Source organism: Terrabacter sp. 2TAF16 (genome assembly GCF_052115065.1).
GTDB lineage: Bacteria > Actinomycetota > Actinomycetes > Actinomycetales > Dermatophilaceae > Terrabacter.
This window is the reverse complement of the sequence record NZ_JBFRFZ010000006.1, coordinates 618,138-634,659: the sequence shown is the minus strand read 5'-3', so window position 1 is coordinate 634,659 and position 16,522 is coordinate 618,138. Positions and strand designations below refer to the sequence as shown.

Below are 16,522 nucleotides of genomic sequence, written 5' to 3'. Positions count from 1 at the left end.
GTGGCCCGGGTGGCCCGGGTGGCCCGGGGGTCTGGGGAGCCACCACCGACGGAGCCCACGTATGCCGCCCGGCCGGCCGGGCGGCATACGCCCCGGAAACCCCGGCGACGCGGGCACCGCGTGGGCCCTACCGTCGAAGCGTGCTCACGCTCCTGCGGCGTCCGCTGCGCGAGGCGGACGCGACGTCCACCTTCTACGTGCTGACGGCCGTGGCGGCCTTCGCCTTCGCGGCGTGCTTCACCCTCAACCTCGTGTTCCAGTACCGCGTCGTCGGCCTCGACCCGTTCCAGATGGTCCTCGTCGGCACGGTCCTCGAGGCGACGTGCTTCGTCTTCGAGGTGCCGACGGGGATCGTCGCCGACCTGCACAGCCGCCGCGTCTCGGTGATCATCGGCTTCTTCCTCGTCGGGGTCGGCTTCGCCGTCGAGGGCGTCGTCGCGACCTTCGCCGCCGCGATCGTCGGCAACGTCATCTGGGGCATCGGCTACACCTTCACGTCCGGTGCGCTGCAGGCGTGGATCACCGACGAGGTGGGTGAGGAGCACGTCGCGCCCGTCTTCACGCGCGAGACCCAGCTCGACCTCGCTTTCGGCTTCCTCGGCACGCTGGCCGCGGGCGGTCTCGGTCTCATCGCCCTCCGGGTGCCGATCGTCGTGGCCGGCGTGACGCTCGTGCTCCTCGCGGTGGGCCTCGCGGTGGCGATGCCCGAGCGCCACTTCCACCCGACGCCCCGCGGTGACCGTGAGACGTTCGGACACCTCAAGGACCAGTTCGTCGCGGGTCTCGCCGTCGCTCGCGGGCGGCGGGTCGTGCGCGTCTTCCTCCTCGTCAGCGTGCTCGTCGGCCTGTCGAGCGAGGTCTTCGACCGGCTCTGGCAGGTGCGTGTGCTCGACACCTTCGCGATGCCGTCGTTCCTCGGCGGCGATCCCGCCGTGGCGTTCACCGTGTTCGCGCTCGTCGGGTCGGTCATCTCGCTGCTCGCGTCGGGTGCGAGCAGCCGCTGGCTCCCCGCCCGGGTGGTCGAGGAGAACCCGGGACTGCCGGTCGCCCTCGCTGCCGCGGCGCAGGTCGTCGCCGTCGTCGGGGTCGCCCTGCTCGGCAACCTGTGGCTCGTCCTCGCGGCACTGTGGCTGCACAACGCGAGCAGCGCCTTCAGCGCGCCGATCCAGGCGACGTGGCTCAACCGCAACCTCGAGTCGTCGTCGCGGGCGACGGTGCTGTCGATGAACAGCCAGGCCAACGCGATCGGCCAGGTCGCGGGCGGGCCGCCGCTCGGGGCGCTCGCGACGCGGACGTCGATCCCCGTCGCGCTCCTCGTGGCGGCGGTCGTGCAGCTGCCGTCCGTGCTGGCCTTCCTCCGCGTCCGTCACTCCACCACTCGAGTGGAGGTCGGTGGGGCTCAGCGCGGGTAGGTGCGCACCTCGGTGGCCTTGACGGCCGCCCAGACGTCGTGGCCGACCTGCAGCCCGAGCGCCGTGACCGACTCGAGCGTCACCTCGGCGGTGAGCGGCACCTCGCCCACGAGACCGATGCGGGCCGACTGGCCCTGCATGGTCACGGACGCGATGCGCAGCCGCCAGGCGTTGCGCGGCGACCCTTCCGGGTGGTGACGGTGCAGCGACACGGCGCTCGGTGGGACCGTCGCCCACACGGCCCCCTCGGTCGGGCTCGTCGTGATGATGAGCCCACCGTCCGCGGTGTGCACGTGACCGTGCGAATCACCCTGTGCGGCATACAGGTTGAGCCCGACGACGGTGCCGACGTAGGCGCTCCGTGGCTCGCTCAGCACCTCGGCGGGCGTGCCGAACTGGGTCACCCGCCCGTCCTCGACGAAGACGAGGTGGTCGGCGAGCGTCAGCGCGTCGAGCGGGTCGTGGGTGACGAGCACCGTGACGCCGTCGTATGCCGTGAGGCGGGCTGCGAGGTCGCTCCGTGTCCGTGCGCGCGTGTCGGGGTCGAGGGCCGCGAGCGGCTCGTCGAGGAGGAGGAGCGCCGGGTCGGTGGCCAGGGCGCGGGCGAGGGCCACGCGCGCCTGCTGTCCCGACGAGAGCTCGCGCGGGCGCGAGGCGGCTCGGTCGGAGAGGCCGACGCGCTCGAGCTCGGTGCGGGCGCGGTCTCGCGCCTCGTGCCGCCCGACGCCGCGGCTGCGCGGGCCGTAGGCGACGTTGTCGAGGGCGCGCAGGTGGGGGAAGAGCAGGCTGTCGGCGAGCATGAGCCCGACGGCGCGCTGCTCCGGGGCGAGGCGGTGCCGTCCGTCGTCCCACACCTGGCCGCCGACCCGGACGTGGCCCTCGGCGAGGTGCAGCACGCCGGCGAGCGCGAGGACCGTGGTCGTCTTGCCGCCGCCATTGGGGCCGAGGACGCCGATGACCTGGCCGGGCTCGGCGGTCAGGGCCACGTCCACCTCGATCTCGCCGCGGGACAGGCGGATCCGCGCATCGAGGCCGGCGCCGACGCGGCTCGCGGCGCTCATCGGAGCCACCGCCCGCGCAGCACGCCGAGCACGAGCACGCTGACCGCGAGCAGCATGATGCTGATGGAGACGGCCACCTGCGGGTCGCGCTCGAGCTCGACGTAGACGAGCAGTGGCAGGGTCTGGGTGCGACCCTGGAAGTTGCCGGCGAAGGTGATCGTGGCGCCGAACTCGCCGAGCGCTCGCGCCCACGCGAGCGCGAGGCCGCTCGCGATGCCGGGCAGCACGAGCGGGATCCCCACGGTGCGCAGGTAGCGCACGTCGCTCGCCCCGAGCGTCCGGGCCACGGACTCGAGCCGGGGGTCGAGTCCGCGCATCGCCCCCTCGACGGCAAGGACGTAGTAGGGCATCGCCACGAAGGTCTCGGCGAGCACGACGGCCACCGTCGTGAACGGGATCTGGATGCCGAAGGGCGTCAGGTACTGGCCGATGAGGCCGTTGCGCCCCCACGTCATGAGCAGGGCGACGCCGCCGACGACGGGGGGCAGGACCAGGGGCACGGTGAGCAGCGCGCGGACCCAGCTCGTGGCCCGGTGCTCGGAGCGGGCGAGGAACCAGGCCAGGGGAGTGCCGAGCAGCAGGCACAGGACGGCCGTGACCGACGTCGTCGTCAGCGAGAGCCGCAGCGCCGGCAGGACGGTCGGGGTCGCGAGGTCGGACGGGATGCGGGCCCAGTCGGCGCGGAGCAGCAGCGCCACGAGCGGCACGACGAGCAGGAGCAGTGCGAGCGCCGCCGGCACGCCGAGCGCGACGCGCGAACGCCACCGGGCGGCATACCTCATGTCAGGTCATCCTGCCGGTGGCCGGACGGGCCGCCGCTCAGGGCGCGCCGAAGCCGAACGACTGCACGGTGGCCAGGCCCTCGGCGCTCAGCAGGTAGGCGACGAAGGCCTGGGTCGCGGCGTCGTCGGCGAGTGTGATGACGGGGTAGGAGAGGCTCGTGTTGAACTGCGCGGGGATCTCGACGCCCGTGACGGCGTCCTTCGCCGCGACGACGTCGGAGTGGTAGACCACGGCGGCGTCGGCCTCGGCGAGCTTGACCTTGGAGAGGGTCGCCTTGACGTCGACCTCCTTGCTCACGACGTTGGGCACGATCCGGGCCTTGGCGAAGGTGGCCTGCGCGGCTTTGCCGCACGGCACGGTGTCGGCGCAGAGGACGACCTTGACGCTCGGCTTCGCGAGGTCGTTGATCGAGGCGACCGCGCCGGGGTTGCTCGGGGGGACGGCGATCTCGAGGACGTTGGTCGCGAAGGTCTTCGTGTCCTTGACCATGCCCTGGTCCAGCGGCTTGGCCGCGGCCGTGCCGGCGAGGGCGATGACCGAGGCGGGCGCACCGTTGTCGACCTGCTGCACGAGGGTCGCGCTGGAGCCGTAGGAGGTCTCGACGGTGACCCCCGGGTGGGCCGCCTCGAAGTCCTTCTTCAGCTGGTCGAACGACTCGGTCAGGGACGCTGCGGCGAGGACCGTCACGGTGCCCTGGAGGGAGGCCGCCGAGACACCGGACTTCCCCGGTTGCCCGGTGCCGTCGGCGGACGGCGTGGAGCTGCCGCAGCCGGCGAGGAGCACGGCGGTGGCAGCGGCGAGGGCGGCGACGGTGGGCGCGAGGGTGTGGCGGGGGCTTCGGGTGGCTCGCGGGGTTCGGGGGGTTCGGGGGGTTCGGGGGGTTCGGGCAAGCGGCGTGCTCATGCGGGGACCTCCACCACCACGTGGGTCGACTTGACGCTGGCGACGGCGACGGAACCGACCTCGAGCGCGAGGTCGTCGACGGACTCGCTCGAGAGCAGCGAGACGATGCGGAACGGCCCGCACTGGAGCTCGACCTTGGCCATGACGGTGTCCTTCGTGATGGCGGTGACGATGCCGCGCATCCGGTTGCGGGCGGAGGCACCCCCGATGGTGCCGACCGCAGCCGGATGCGCGAGCTCCTGGGCCACGGCTGCGAGCTGGGCGCCGTCCACGGTCCGGCGGCCGGCGTCGTCGGTGGACCCGTCGAGGCGGCCGGAGTCGACCATGCGACGCACGGTGTCGTCGGAGACGCCGAGGAGGGAGGCGGCCTCGGTGATTCGCAGATGCGGCATGAGCTGGACCCTACACCCGCACCTGCGGCACCCGCCGTAGCGGTTTCCGCCGCTTCGGCCTACGCATCGCGCGCTCGTGAACGGAGCGCGCGGTCCACGGCTCGAGCGCGCGAGATGCCGCGCGCCTCTGCGAATCTCGCGCGCTCCAGACAGGAGCGCGCGAAACGGTTGACAAGGCGCGGACGGTCGGTCTTTAATCAATGCATTAGTTGATCAAGGAGTTAGTTGACAATGATTCTCTCGCCCGTCTCGGATGCGGACCTCGACCGCGCCTTCGCGGCCCTGGCCGATCCCGTCCGGCGCGCCATCATCGCCCGCCTCAGCCGGGGCGCGGCGACCGTCAACGAGCTCGCCGAACCGTTCGAGATCAGCAAGCAGGCCGTCAGCAAGCACATCCAGGTGCTCGAGCTGGCCGGCCTCGTGAGCCGGACCCGCGACGCCCAGCGCCGCCCGGTCCACCTCGAGGCCGCTCGCCTCGAGGCGATGACGGCCTGGATCGACCGCTACCGGCTCGCCGCCGAGCAGCGGTTCCGGTCGCTGGACGCCGTGCTCGAGCGCAGCACCTCACCCGCAGGGCCCGCAGCGCCTGCGGCAACCACGCAGAACACCGACAAGGAGCAGCAGTCATGACCAACCCACTCACCCTCGACATCCCCGCCGGCCTGCCGTGGATCGACTTCACCCGCGAGTTCGACGCCCCCGTCGAGGCCGTGTTCAACGCCCACCGGGACCCCGAGCTCGTCCGCCAGTGGCTCGGCCCGCGGGGCTACGAGATGCAGATCGAGCGCTGGGACTTCACGTCCGGCGGCGGCTACCGCTACACCCACCGCGACGGCGACAACGTCTACGGCTTCCACGGCACGTTCCACACGGTCCGCGACAACGACTTCGCCGTCCAGACCTTCGAGTTCGAGGGCGCGCCCGACGAGGTCGCCATCGAGTTCATGCACTTCGTCGACCTGGGCGACGGTCGCTGCCGGCTCGAGGGCCGCAGCGTCGGCCGCACGGTCGAGGGTCGCGACCTGATGGTCGAGAGCGGCATGGAGCAGGGAATGGCCCAGGGCTACGAGCGGCTCGAGGAGCTCGTCGCCGCGCCGGCCTCCGCATCCGCATCCGCGTCCGCCTCGGCCCAGGGCTGAGCGCCGTGGACTGGACGCTCGAGGTCGTCATCGTGCCGGTCAGCGACCTCGGGGCCGCGATCGCCTTCTACCGCGACCAGGTCGGCTTCGACCTCGACCACGAGACCCAGAACGAGCACATGCACGTCGCCCAGCTGACGCCGCGAGGCTCCGGGTGCTCGATCGTCGTCGGCGACCTGCCGTCGCAGAAGGCGATGGCACCCGGTTCCCTGCACGGCATCCAGCTCGTCGTGTCCGACGCCGCCGCGGCGCACGCGGAGCTCGTCGGCCGGGGCGTCGAGTGCTCCGAGGTCCGGGTCATCGACCCGCGCGACGGGGGCACGTTCTTCGGCTTCTCCGACCCGGACGGCAACTCGTGGGCTGTCCAGGAGCTCAAGGTCCGGGCCGAGAAGCCGCTCATCCCGCACGAGGCCCGCGGCCGTTTCGGCGAGGGCGTCGAGCTCTGACCGCCGGCCGGCGGCACGACGACAGGGTGTGCCGCCGGTCAGCGCAGGACACGTCACGTCACGACACGACACAGACCCGTCACCGAGGAGGAGCCATGAGCAGGACCGTCTTCGACATCAGCCTGTCCCTCGACGGGTTCGTCACCGCCGCCCCGCAGACCGCCGAGGAGCCGCTCGGACCGGGCGGCGAGCAGCTGCACGGCTGGCTCGTCGACCGGGACTACCTCGAGCGTGCCGTCGCCGACCTCGGCGCCGTGGTCGCCGGCCGCACCACCTACGACCACGCGATTGCGGGCTGGGGCGCCGACGGCCCGTCGGGCGACGCCCGACGCCCGGTGTTCGTCGTCACCCATGAGGCCCCGGAGCCCGGCTCGGTACCCGAGGGCGGCGTCTACACGTTCGTCACGGGCGGGATCGAGTCCGCTCTGGACCGGGCCCGCGCAGCGGCCGATGGTCGCACCGTGACCGTCATGGGCGGGGCGGACCTCGGCCGTCAGTGTCTCGCCGCCGGACTCGTCGACGAGGTCTCGTTGCACGTCGCCCCGGTGCTCTTCGGCAGCGGCACGCCGATGTTCGCCGGCCTCGACCTCGGCCACGTCCACCTCGAGCTGCTCGAGGCGGTGGGCACCCCGGAGACCGTCCACCTGCGGTACCGGGTCGTCCGTCCCGTCCGCTGACGCCGAACGACGCGTTCGGTCGTGAACTCAGCGTTCTGCCGCTGAGTTCGTGACCGAACGCGTCGTTCGAGTACGGAATGAGCAGGTGCGCGCGCGCCGACCCGGGTTCCGCTCATAGGCGTCCGGACGGCATACTAACGGGCATGAGCAACGTCCCCCAGCAGCGGCTCCTGCAGACCGCGATCCCCGGCCCCAAGTCGGCCGCGCTCCAGGCCCGCAAGACGGCGGCCGTGTCCGCCGGCGTCTCCACCGGTCTGCCGGTCTACGTCGAGCGCGCTGGCGGCGGCATCCTCGTCGACGTCGACGGCAACCAGCTCATCGACTTCGGCTCCGGCATCGCCGTGACGACCGTCGGCAACGCCGCGCCGCGCGTCGTCGACCGCGTCACCGCGCAGGTGCAGGACTTCACCCACACGTGCTTCATGGTGACCCCCTACGAGGAGTACCTCGAGGTCGCCGAGGCCCTCAACGACCTGACGCCCGGCGACCACGACAAGCGCACCGCGCTCTTCAACTCGGGCGCCGAGGCGGTCGAGAACGCCGTCAAGGTCGCCCGCCACTTCACCGGCCGCAACGCCGTCGTCGCGTTCGACCACGCCTACCACGGGCGCACCAACCTCACGATGGCGCTGACGGCCAAGAACATGCCCTACAAGCACCGGTTCGGCCCCTTTGCCGGCGAGGTCTACCGCGCGCCGATGAGCTACCCCTACCGCTGGCCCGGTGGCGCGGCCGACTGCGCCAAGGAGAGCTTCGACGCGTTCGTCACGCAGGTGCACGCGCAGGTGGGGGAGGACAACCTCGCCGCCGTCATCCTCGAGCCGATCCAGGGTGAGGGCGGGTTCATCGTCCCCGCCCCGGGATTCGTCAAGCAGGTCGCCGACTGGTGTGCCGACAACGGCATCCTCTTCATCGCCGACGAGGTGCAGACCGGCTTCTGCCGCACCGGTGACTGGTTCGCGAGCGAGTACGAGGGCGTCGTGCCCGACCTCATCACGACCGCCAAGGGCATGGCCGGCGGGCTCCCGCTCGCCGGCGTCACCGGCCGTGCCGACGTCATGGACTCCATCCACGGCGGCGGCCTCGGGGGCACGTACGGCGGCAACCCCGTCGCCTGCGCGTCCGCGCTAGGCGCCATCGAGACGATGAAGGAGGAGGACCTCTGCGGTCGCGCCAAGCAGGTCGAGGCCCTCTTCGTCCCGCGCCTGCAGGCCCTCGCCGAGAGGTACCCCCAGATCGGCGACATCCGCGGCCGCGGGGCCATGCTCGCCGTCGAGCTCGTCAACGGCCCCGGCGACCTCACGCCCAACGCCGCGCTGACCGGCGCCGTCAACCAGGCCTGCCACGCCGAGGGCCTCGTGACCCTGACGTGCGGCACCTACGGCAACGTCTTCCGCTTCCTCCCGCCGCTCGCCGCGGGCGACGAGCTGCTCTCCGAGGGTCTCGACATCTTCGAGAAGGCGTTCGCAGCCTCCGTCTGATCCCGTGCCGAGGGCGTATGCCGTCCGGTTGCCTTCCAGTGCACCCGAGCCGGACGGCATACCTCCTCCACGACCGTGAGGCCCGCCCCCAGCTGGGGGCGGGCCTCACTGTCTCACAAGGGGATCCGCGTCAGCGGAGCCAGACCTTGACCTGCATCGAGGTGCCGAACTGGTTGTCGATGCCGATGTTGACGCCGTTGTTCGGGACCTTGACGCCGGTGTACGGCGTGCTCGAGTACCAGAACTGCTTGGAGTCGTTGAAGACCGGTCGGGCCGCAGCACCGGCAACCGGGAAGGCCGCCCCGTTCTTGTGGAACGTGAACGAGTCGGACTGCTGCGTCGAGAACGGCGCGTCGTAGCCGGCGATGCGAGCCCGCAGCAGCGTGCCGTCGGACAGCAGGCGGGGCTCCGGGTTGGCGTCGACCGGGAGGATCAGGCCCTCGCCGGGGTGGGCGCCCGTGTTGTTGTCCGCCTGCGAGGTGTCCCAGTAGCTGACGAGCAGACCGTCCTGGTACGGGAAGTGCTCCACCTTGTCACCGTTGGTGTTGAGCCACCCGAAGTTGTACGGGCCGCTCTTGAGGTAGGAGTCGAACGACACGTAGTTGCGGTACGAGGCGATGTAGTAGTTGTCGTACGCCGTGGAGACGCTCGCCCCGGCTGACGACCAGCCGCTCGACGTCCAGCCCTCGAGGCCGCCCTCGGCGCCGGTGTCGACGACCGTCGCCCCGTTGCTCACGACCTTGACGTCGTCGACGAACCAGCCGAGCTCGGTGTAGGCCGGGTCCGTGTGGTAGCGGAAGCGCACCTGCACCGTCTTGCCCGCGTAGGCGGACAGGTCGAAGGACGCGTCCTTCCAGCCCATCTGGCCCTCAGCCGCTCCGCTCCAGCCGGTGATGCCGTTGCCCTCGGTGGCTCGGGTGTCCGTGCCGGGGATGGCAGTCCAGCCGGAGCCGTCGTTGACCTCCACGAATCCGTAGTCGCAGCCGCAGTCCTCGATGGCGTAGTTCGTCGCGAACGTGAGCGTCGACGTGCCGGAGCCGAGTGCCACCGAGCGGGTCAGTGTCGCCTCGGTCGCGTTGGCGCGACCGCCGTAGAAGTCCTTCGAGCCCGTCTTGGGGGTGACGAGCGGCGAGACGACGTTCTTCTTCGGCAGCGGGACGATGACCGCCTGCTTCTTGTCGGTGTTGTACTCGTGCGGACCGACCATGACCTTGGTGCCCTTGGCCGTGGGTGTCACGACCTGGTAGTCGAGCCAGCCGAGGAAGAGCTTCTCCCAGGCGCCGAAGTCGGAGCCGCGCGAGCCGATGGACTGGTCGTTGGGACCGGCCTGGCGGCTCTGGCTCATCATCGACCACCAGTTGACGCCGTTGTCCTGGCCGGTAGCGGAGTCGTAGAGGTCGGGCAGGCCGAGGTCGTGGCCGTACTCGTGCGTGAAGACCGACATGCCGCCGTTCTCGGGCTGGATCGTGTAGTCGCCGACCCACATGCCGGTGTCGGCGATCGGGGTGCCGTTCATGCCGTGGGGCCCACCGGCAGCAGTCGACGCGTACCAGCGGTGCGACCAGATGGCGTCCTCGCCCTGGTAGGGGTCACCGTCGGCCTGGTCGCCGCCGGAGTGCACGATCTGGAAGTGGTCGATGAAGCCGTCGGGCTCGTTGAAGTTGCCGTCGCCGTCGACGTCGTAGCGGTCCCACTGGTCGTACTGCGCCAGGTCGGCCTTGATCTGGTCGAGCGTGCGGCCGGCGGCCTTCTGGTCGGCGACCCACTGGTTGACCGCGTCACGGACGAGCGACCACGTGTTGTTGCAGACGTTGCCCGCGCACGGGTAGCCGTTCGAGCGGCCGTAGCGCGCCTCGTTGTAGCGCACCTTGACCCAGTCGGAGACCTCGCCGTCGATGCTGTAGCGGCCCGAGCTCTGGCGCTCGTACCACTGCTTGACGCTCTCCTGGGTGCCACCCTGGCCGATGGGGCCGCCGGCACCGAAGTAGAGGTTCTGGAAGTACGCGCGGCTGTAGTCCGCGTTCCAGTTCGTCGAGTTGTCGAGGGTCCGGTCGGGCGCCGGGATCGCGTTGTGGAGCGGGCCGTTGAAGACCGCGGGGCCGGGCGTGTTCGGGTCGGTGTCCTGGTCCGGGTAGTTCGCGCTCCGGTCGTTGCCGAACTCGGCGAGGATGACGAAGATCTTGTCGGTGCCCTCGCGGCTCAGCTCGACGTACTCGTCGGTCGGGCCCCGGCCGTTGCTCGCGCCCTTGACCTTGACGACGGTGCTCTTGCCCTTCTTGACGGGCGTGGCGGTGCCGTTCAGGACCTGCTTGATCGCCGTCTCCTTGAGAGCGCGGCGCTTGTCCTCCTTGGGGTTGGGGAGCTCGTCCGACCCCTTCTGGGCGGCGGCGTCGGCCGGCTGGGTAGCGACCCGGGCGACCGTCGGTTGGGCGCCGACCATGGGCGCGCCGACGGCGACCCCCATGCCGGCTGCGAGAGCGAGGCTGAGCAGCCCCCTGGACGTCCTGCGCACTGTTCCTCCTCGACTGGCAGCCGTCGTCGGCCGCCGGTCCGCGCGATGCGCGTGGCCCGATCGGGGTCACGCGCACCAGTGGTGTCGGGTTGGGACTCCCCCGAGCAACCCGAGAAGGAGAATGGCAGTGCGGACCGCTCTGCGCCAGAGGTTGGAGCCATCGAATTTCAGGAGATCTTCAGGTGGCGGGCAGCGCGCTCCGAAGAAGTGGTCGTATGCCGAGTGGCCGGCGGAGGATCCGGAGCCACGCCCCGGGAGCGTCCGCGGACCCGGCCGGAGGTGTTCGTGGTCCGTGGCGCGAGCGGCCTCAGTCGAACGGGGTCACGTCGGGGCGCTTGGCCTGGCGGTGGTCGCCCGAGCTGCGGCCGGTGAGTCGGCGGTGCACCCACGGACCGACGTACTCCTTGGCCCACTGCGCGTTGGCCTGCAGCGCCTCGCGGCGGCCGATCGGGGGAGCGGGCTCGAGCGGTGTGGCCCAGTCGGTCTCGGCCGGGGTGTGGCCGAGGGCCTCGAGGGCCGCGAGGGCGACGCGGCGGTGGCCTTCGGTCGTCATGTGGATGCGGTCCTCGCTCCACATCCGCCAGTCGCGCAGCGCGTGCAGGCCCCACTGGTCGATGACGTGGGCGCCGTTGCGCCGGGCGATGCTCCAGATGTTGGCGGTGTGGATCGCGGCCCGGCCGCGGGTGGCCTTGACGAGCGGGGCGTCCGCGGGGTCGACGGGGGTCGCCATGAGCACGTCGGCGCCGGTCGCCCGGATCCGGGCCACGGCGGCCTCGAGCCGGGCGGCGAGGCCGTCGAGGTCGGCCTTGGGCCGGAGGATGTCGTTGCCGCCACCGACGATGCTGACGAGGTCGGGCTGCAGCGACAGGGCGTCCTCGAGCTGGGGCCCGACGACGTCGGCGAGCTTGCGCCCGCGCACGGCGAGGTTGGCGTAGCCGAAGTCGAGCCCGTCGGCACGGGCGATCTCCGAGAGGTGCGACGCGAGCCGGTCGGCCCAGCCGGCGAACTCGCCGTCGTGGCCGAACGTCGGGTCGTCGTCGCACATGCCTTCGGTGAAGGAGTCGCCGATGGCGACGAAACGGGTCCAGACCGTCGGCCCGGAGACCTCGGGGGTGGGCTGGGTCATGTCAGCCTCCAGTCGATGGGAGCCGCGCCCTGCTGGGCGAGGAGGTCGTTGGTGCGGCTGAAGGGCCGCGAGCCGAAGAAGCCGGAGCGGGCGGAGAGCGGCGACGGGTGGGCTGACTCGATGCGCGGCACGTCGCCGAGCATCGGCGCGAGGGACTGCGCCTGCCGTCCCCAGAGGATGGCGACGAGCGGCCCGCCGCGCGACGCGAGAGCCGAGATCGCCTGTGCCGTCACGGTTTCCCAGCCCTTGCCCTGGTGGCTGGCGCTCGCCCCGGGGCGGACCGTCAGGACCCGGTTGAGCAGCATCACGCCGCGCTCGAACCACGGCGTCAGGTCGCCGTTGCCCGGCGTCGGCAGGCCGAGGTCGGTGCCGAGCTCCTGGTAGATGTTCTGCAGCGACCGGGGGACCGGCCGCACGTCCGGCGCGACGCTGAAGCTGAGCCCCACCGGGTGGCCGGGGGTCGGGTAGGGGTCCTGGCCGACGACGAGCACGCGCACGTCGGGCAGCGGCAGCGAGAAGGCCCGCAGCACGCGGTCGCCTGCAGGCAGGTATCCGCGGCCGGCCGCGACCTCGGCGCGCAGGAACTCGCCCATCGCGGTGATGGTGTCGGCCACCGGTTCGAGCGCCGGGACCCACGTCGGGTGGACGAGGTCGCTGAGGGGCTGGGCTGGCACGGCCTCACGCTACCCCCGCCGGGTGTGCGACAGAATCGACCCCGATGAACCTCACACTCCGCGGACCCGCCCTCGTCGACGACACCGTGCTGCCCGACGTCCTCGTCCACGTCGAGGGCGAGCGCATCACGGCGGTCACCCCCGTCACCGCAGGCGACGGATCCCCACCGGGCGACGGCGCGACCGAGCGGGTGAGTGGGACGATGGTGCCGGCATACGTCGACATCCACTGCCACGGCGGCGGCGGGACGGCGTTCACCGACCTGCGCGACGACGCCGCGGCGGCGGCGGCCGAGCACCACCACGCGCACGGCTCGACGAGCCTGCTCGCGAGCCTCGTCACGATGAGCCCGCGCGACCTCGAGCGGGGCGTCGCGATGCTCGCCGAGCTCGCCGACGACGGGGTCGTCGACGGCATCCACCTCGAGGGTCCGTGGCTGGCCGAGGCCCGCTGCGGCGCGCACGACCCGGCGCTGCTCCGCGACCCGTCGCTCGCCGAGGTGGAGCGGCTCATCGAGCTCGGCCGCGGTCACCTCCGCCAGGTGACGCTCGCCCCGGAGCGCGCCCGTGGCCTCGACCTCGTCCGCTGGCTCACGACGGCCGGCATCCACGCTGCGATCGGCCACACGACGGCCACGTACGCGCAGGTCGAGCAGGCCGTCGCGGCCGGCGCCGACCTCGCCACACACCTCTTCAACGGCATGGACCCGTGGCACCACCGCAAGCCGGGCGCCGTTGCGGCACTGATGCGTTCGGCCGCGCGGGGCCACGTCACCGTCGAGCTCATCGGCGACGGCGCGCACCTCTCGGACGACACCGTGCGCACCGTCCTCGACCTGGTCGGCGCCGACCACGTCGCCTTCGTCTCCGACGCCATGGCCGCGGCGGGGGTGGGGGACGGCGCGTACGTCCTCGGTGGCCTCTCGGTCGTCGTCGACCGCGGCATCGCCCGCCTGGCGCGCGACCCCGACGGCACGAGCCCCGGCTCCATCGCCGGCGGCACGAGCCACGTCGCCGACATCGTCGCCCGCGCCGTCGCCGCCGGCGTCCCGCTCGCGTATGCCGTCCGGCCTGCCACGCGCACGCCCGCCCGCGCGCTCGGGCTGGCCGACCGGGGCTCGATCGCGGTCGGGTCCCGGGCCGACGTGGTCGTCGTCGACACCGCCGGCCGCCCGACCCGGGTCATGAGACGAGGGCGGTGGCTGGAGCCGTCGCTGCCCTAGGCTCGGCCGGTGACTTCTCCCCGCTGGTCCACCGCCGTCTTCGACCTGGACGGCACGTTGGCCGACACGATCAACCTCATCGTCGAGTCCTACCAGCACGCGTTCCGCACGGTCCTCGGGCACGAGGAGGACCCGGACGTGATCCGCTCGTGGATCGGGCGCCCGCTCATCGGAGCCTTCACCGACCACTCGCCCGAGCACGCCGACGAGCTCTACGCGACGTACCTCCAGTGGAACGCCGACAACACCGAGCGGCTCATCCGGGGCTACGACGGCGTCGTCGACGTCCTCGGTGACCTGCGCGCCGCCGGCATCCACGTCGGGGTCGCCACGTCGAAGCGGCGCGAGTCGGCGCAGCAGGCCATGGACATCCTCGGCATCAGCGAGCACGTCGACGTCCTCGTCGCGATGGAGGACACCGAGCGGCACAAGCCCGACCCGACTCCGCTGCTGCTCGCGCTCGACCGGATGGGCCGCGGATGGGGTGGCGCCGTCTACGTCGGGGACGCCGTCGTCGACGTCCTCGCCGGCAAGGCCGCGGGCATGGACACCGTGGCGGTGACGTGGGGTGCGGGCCTGCCCGACGCACTCCACGGCGTGCGGCCCACCGCCGTCGTCGCGTCCGCCGACGAGCTGCGCACGGCCCTGCTCGGCTGAGCTCCCGCCCCACCCGTCACGCGGCCCCCGGGCGGTCGGTCGCACCCGACCGCAGGGCCTAGCATCTGTGCGTGCACAGCTTCGACAAGGATGCCGACCACGTCGCCGTCGACAAGGTCCTCAGCTACGCCCGCGAGCGCCTGCTCATGGACCCGATCCCGCTCGACGGAGCGCAGCCGGAGGCCTACCTCCGGGCGGCCGCCGGCCAGACCATCACCGCCGGTGGCCTCGGCTCGACGCGGGCGATGGAGCTCTTCGAGCACACCCTCGCGCCGGCCTGCCTCTCGACCGACCACCGGCGCTACCTCTCCTTCATCCCGTGCGCCCCGACGCGGGAGGCCGCGGCCTTCGACGTCGTCGTCGGCGCCTCGTCGATCTACGGCGGGTCGTGGATGGAGGGCGCGGGCGCGGTCTACGCCGAGAACCAGGCGCTGCGCTGGATCAGCGACCTCGCGGGCCTGCCGGCCGAGGCCGGCGGCGTCTTCGTCCCGGGCGGCACGGTGGGCAACCTGTCGGCGCTCGTCGTGGCTCGGCACACCGCCCGGGCGAAGGCCAAGGAAGCGGGCACGGGCGCGCGTCCCTACCGGATCGCCGCCACGGACAACGCCCACTCGTCCGTCGTCTCCATGGCGGCCGTCATGGACGCCGAGGTCTGCGGCGTGCACGTCGACGACAAGCTGCGCCTGACCGGGTCCGAGCTGCGAAAGACCTTGGAGGAGAACGGTCCCGAGACGTTCTTCGCCGTCGTCGCGACGAGCGGCACGACGAACTTCGGCGTCGTCGACGACCTCGAGTCGGTCGCCGAGGTGTGCCGCGAGTACGGCCTGTGGCTGCACGTCGACGGGGCCTACGGTGGCGCCGGCCTCGCTGCACCGTCGGTGCGACACCTCTTCAACGGCATCGAGCACGCGGACTCCTTCATCGTCGACCCGCACAAGTGGCTCTTCGCGCCGTTCGACTGCTGCGCCCTCATCTACCGCGAGCCGGAGCTGGCGCGGGTCGCGCACACGCAGGAGGCGGGCTACCTCGACGTCATCACGAAGTCGGCCGAGTGGAACCCGACCGACTACTCCATCGGCCTGACGCGACGCGCGCGCGGCCTGCCGCTCTGGTACTCCCTCGCCGTGCACGGCACCGACGCCTACGTCGACGCCATCGAGAGCACCCTCGAGGTGACCCGCTTCGCCGCCGACGAGATGGGGCGCCGCGACTACCTCGAGGCGGTGCGCGAGCCCGACCTGTCGGTCGTCGTCTTCCGCCGCCTCGGCTGGGGGCCCGAGGACTACCAGGCGTGGACCGACCGGCTCCTCGCGCAGGAGTTCGCCTTCGTCGTGCCGACGACCTTCCGCGGGGAGACGCTGACGCGCTTCGCCATCGTCAACCCGCACACCACCAAGGAGGACGTCAACGCCATCCTCGATACGATGTCCTGACCCAGGTGGGTCGTCGGCCTGTCGAGGACGGCCACCTGGCACCGACGCCAGGACGACACCCGACGGGACCGGACGACACCGGACGACGCGATGGGGCGTCACGGGTGGGGCGCACGGGGCTCGTGGGACGCATGTTCCGGGCGGTGCGACAGCCCGCCGACGACATGCCGCGCCACGCCTGAGCTGAATGACACCCTTGTCATTTCGGTCTAGGGTGTGACCGGAGCCAACGCACGACGCGACACGCAGCACGACTGCAGCGAGACGGGGACATGAGCACAGAACACGCCACGGCGCAGCCGCAGCGCCACGAGTCCGAGGACGGCCTCAGCGCGCGCGACCTCGAGATCCTGGCGTTCGAGCGCCAGTGGTGGAAGTACGCCGGCTCCAAGGAGCAGGCCATCAAGGAGCTCTTCGACATGAGCTCCACGCGCTACTACCAGGTGCTCAACGCGCTCCTCGACAGCCCGGAGGCCCTCGAGGCCGACCCGATGCTCATCAAGCGGCTGCGCCGGATGCGCGCGAGCCGCCAGCGGGCGCGCACGAGCCGCCGCCTCGGCATCAACGTCTGAGCGCTCTCGTCTGAGGCGTCCCACCGGCAGG

At 71.9% G+C, this 16,522-nt stretch carries 17 protein-coding genes; 10 read left to right on the top strand and 7 right to left on the bottom strand.

The window, feature by feature from the left end; translation table 11 throughout:
- The first annotated feature begins 140 nt into the window (after nt 1-140).
- Nucleotides 141-1,412, top strand: a complete 1,272-nt coding sequence (locus tag AB4Z14_RS11825; protein ID WP_442275327.1) for an MFS transporter — start codon at nt 141-143, stop codon at nt 1,410-1,412.
- Here AB4Z14_RS11825 and AB4Z14_RS11820 read toward each other — a convergent pair.
- Genes AB4Z14_RS11820 through AB4Z14_RS11805 form a run of 4 tightly spaced genes read right to left on the bottom strand, consistent with a single transcriptional unit; the run spans nt 1,400 to nt 4,551 of the window.
- A complete protein-coding gene (locus tag AB4Z14_RS11820; RefSeq protein ID WP_442275326.1) occupies nt 1,400-2,473 on the bottom strand; it encodes an ABC transporter ATP-binding protein in 1,074 nt (357 codons plus the stop codon). The two genes, AB4Z14_RS11825 and AB4Z14_RS11820, sit on opposite strands and share 13 nt — an antisense overlap.
- The gene (locus tag AB4Z14_RS11815) at nt 2,470-3,255 is read right to left on the bottom strand and encodes an ABC transporter permease (protein WP_056771491.1); all 786 of its coding nucleotides are present in this window, start codon (nt 3,253-3,255) and stop codon (nt 2,470-2,472) included. The genes AB4Z14_RS11820 and AB4Z14_RS11815 overlap by 4 nt, the downstream gene beginning before the upstream one ends.
- Nucleotides 3,256-3,292: 37 nt before the next feature.
- A complete protein-coding gene (gene modA / locus AB4Z14_RS11810; protein ID WP_442275325.1) occupies nt 3,293-4,159 on the bottom strand; it encodes a molybdate ABC transporter substrate-binding protein in 867 nt (288 codons plus the stop codon).
- Nucleotides 4,156-4,551 (bottom strand): TOBE domain-containing protein, encoded by a 396-nt coding sequence (locus AB4Z14_RS11805; protein ID WP_020143406.1) that lies wholly within the window; start codon nt 4,549-4,551, stop codon nt 4,156-4,158. The genes modA and AB4Z14_RS11805 overlap by 4 nt, the downstream gene beginning before the upstream one ends.
- Before the next feature lie 231 nt (nt 4,552-4,782).
- Between AB4Z14_RS11805 and AB4Z14_RS11800 the strand changes: the two genes are divergently transcribed.
- From AB4Z14_RS11800 to gabT, 5 genes are all read left to right on the top strand, one after another.
- Entirely contained in the window at nt 4,783-5,181 is a 399-nt protein-coding gene (locus AB4Z14_RS11800; RefSeq protein ID WP_442275324.1) for an ArsR/SmtB family transcription factor, read from the top strand.
- Nucleotides 5,178-5,690: an SRPBCC family protein gene (locus AB4Z14_RS11795; RefSeq protein WP_442275323.1), complete on the top strand. Its 513-nt coding sequence runs from the start codon at nt 5,178-5,180 to the stop codon at nt 5,688-5,690. Before AB4Z14_RS11800 ends, AB4Z14_RS11795 begins: the two co-directional genes overlap by 4 nt.
- Before the next feature lie 5 nt (nt 5,691-5,695).
- Nucleotides 5,696-6,136 carry a VOC family protein gene (locus AB4Z14_RS11790; protein ID WP_442275322.1) on the top strand — a complete coding sequence of 147 codons (441 nt, stop codon included), beginning with the start codon at nt 5,696-5,698 and terminating at the stop codon, nt 6,134-6,136.
- Nucleotides 6,137-6,231: 95 nt separating this feature from the next.
- Nucleotides 6,232-6,813: a dihydrofolate reductase family protein gene (locus AB4Z14_RS11785; protein WP_442275321.1), complete on the top strand. Its 582-nt coding sequence runs from the start codon at nt 6,232-6,234 to the stop codon at nt 6,811-6,813.
- Between the two features lie 143 nt (nt 6,814-6,956).
- The gene (gene gabT, locus AB4Z14_RS11780; RefSeq protein WP_442275320.1) at nt 6,957-8,294 is read left to right on the top strand and encodes a 4-aminobutyrate--2-oxoglutarate transaminase; all 1,338 of its coding nucleotides are present in this window, start codon (nt 6,957-6,959) and stop codon (nt 8,292-8,294) included.
- A gap of 130 nt (nt 8,295-8,424) precedes the next feature.
- Here the strand turns inward: gabT and AB4Z14_RS11775 are convergent, their stop codons facing one another.
- The 3 genes from AB4Z14_RS11775 to AB4Z14_RS11765 all read right to left on the bottom strand — a co-directional run bounded on the left by AB4Z14_RS11775 (nt 8,425) and on the right by AB4Z14_RS11765 (nt 12,606).
- Nucleotides 8,425-10,806, bottom strand: a complete 2,382-nt coding sequence (locus AB4Z14_RS11775; RefSeq protein ID WP_442275319.1) for an immune inhibitor A domain-containing protein — start codon at nt 10,804-10,806, stop codon at nt 8,425-8,427.
- A gap of 307 nt (nt 10,807-11,113) precedes the next feature.
- Entirely contained in the window at nt 11,114-11,932 is an 819-nt protein-coding gene (locus AB4Z14_RS11770) for an SGNH/GDSL hydrolase family protein (protein WP_056771467.1), read from the bottom strand.
- On the bottom strand, nt 11,929-12,606 hold the full coding sequence (locus AB4Z14_RS11765; protein ID WP_442275318.1) for a uracil-DNA glycosylase: 678 nt from the start codon (nt 12,604-12,606) through the stop codon (nt 11,929-11,931). Before AB4Z14_RS11765 ends, AB4Z14_RS11770 begins: the two co-directional genes overlap by 4 nt.
- A 44-nt stretch (nt 12,607-12,650) precedes the next feature.
- Between AB4Z14_RS11765 and AB4Z14_RS11760 the strand changes: the two genes are divergently transcribed.
- From AB4Z14_RS11760 to AB4Z14_RS11745, 4 genes are all read left to right on the top strand, one after another.
- Nucleotides 12,651-13,829, top strand: coding sequence for an N-acetylglucosamine-6-phosphate deacetylase (locus tag AB4Z14_RS11760; protein ID WP_442275317.1), 1,179 nt, complete (start codon nt 12,651-12,653; stop codon nt 13,827-13,829).
- 9 nt (nt 13,830-13,838) lie between these two features.
- Nucleotides 13,839-14,486: an HAD family hydrolase gene (locus AB4Z14_RS11755; protein WP_442275316.1), complete on the top strand. Its 648-nt coding sequence runs from the start codon at nt 13,839-13,841 to the stop codon at nt 14,484-14,486.
- A gap of 71 nt (nt 14,487-14,557) precedes the next feature.
- Nucleotides 14,558-15,919, top strand: a complete 1,362-nt coding sequence (locus tag AB4Z14_RS11750) for a pyridoxal phosphate-dependent decarboxylase family protein (RefSeq protein WP_442275315.1) — start codon at nt 14,558-14,560, stop codon at nt 15,917-15,919.
- A 272-nt stretch (nt 15,920-16,191) separates the two neighbouring features.
- Nucleotides 16,192-16,491 (top strand): DUF3263 domain-containing protein, encoded by a 300-nt coding sequence (locus AB4Z14_RS11745; protein WP_056771452.1) that lies wholly within the window; start codon nt 16,192-16,194, stop codon nt 16,489-16,491.
- Nucleotides 16,492-16,522: the final 31 nt, after the last annotated feature.

Excerpts from the sequence above, each read along its gene's own strand:
- gabT (WP_442275320.1), top strand. The coding sequence starts at position 6,957 with ATGAGCAACGTCCCCCAGCAGCGGCTCCTGCAGACCGCGATCCCCGGC.
- AB4Z14_RS11815 (WP_056771491.1), bottom strand. The coding sequence starts at position 3,255 with ATGAGGTATGCCGCCCGGTGGCGTTCGCGCGTCGCGCTCGGCGTGCCG.
- AB4Z14_RS11820 (WP_442275326.1), bottom strand. The coding sequence starts at position 2,473 with ATGAGCGCCGCGAGCCGCGTCGGCGCCGGCCTCGATGCGCGGATCCGC.
- AB4Z14_RS11795 (WP_442275323.1), top strand. The coding sequence starts at position 5,178 with ATGACCAACCCACTCACCCTCGACATCCCCGCCGGCCTGCCGTGGATC.
- AB4Z14_RS11770 (WP_056771467.1), bottom strand. The coding sequence starts at position 11,932 with ATGACCCAGCCCACCCCCGAGGTCTCCGGGCCGACGGTCTGGACCCGT.
- AB4Z14_RS11800 (WP_442275324.1), top strand. The coding sequence starts at position 4,783 with ATGATTCTCTCGCCCGTCTCGGATGCGGACCTCGACCGCGCCTTCGCG.
- AB4Z14_RS11760 (WP_442275317.1), top strand. The coding sequence starts at position 12,651 with ATGAACCTCACACTCCGCGGACCCGCCCTCGTCGACGACACCGTGCTG.
- modA (WP_442275325.1), bottom strand. The coding sequence starts at position 4,159 with ATGAGCACGCCGCTTGCCCGAACCCCCCGAACCCCCCGAACCCCCCGA.
- AB4Z14_RS11805 (WP_020143406.1), bottom strand. The coding sequence starts at position 4,551 with ATGCCGCATCTGCGAATCACCGAGGCCGCCTCCCTCCTCGGCGTCTCC.
- AB4Z14_RS11785 (WP_442275321.1), top strand. The coding sequence starts at position 6,232 with ATGAGCAGGACCGTCTTCGACATCAGCCTGTCCCTCGACGGGTTCGTC.
- AB4Z14_RS11745 (WP_056771452.1), top strand. The coding sequence starts at position 16,192 with ATGAGCACAGAACACGCCACGGCGCAGCCGCAGCGCCACGAGTCCGAG.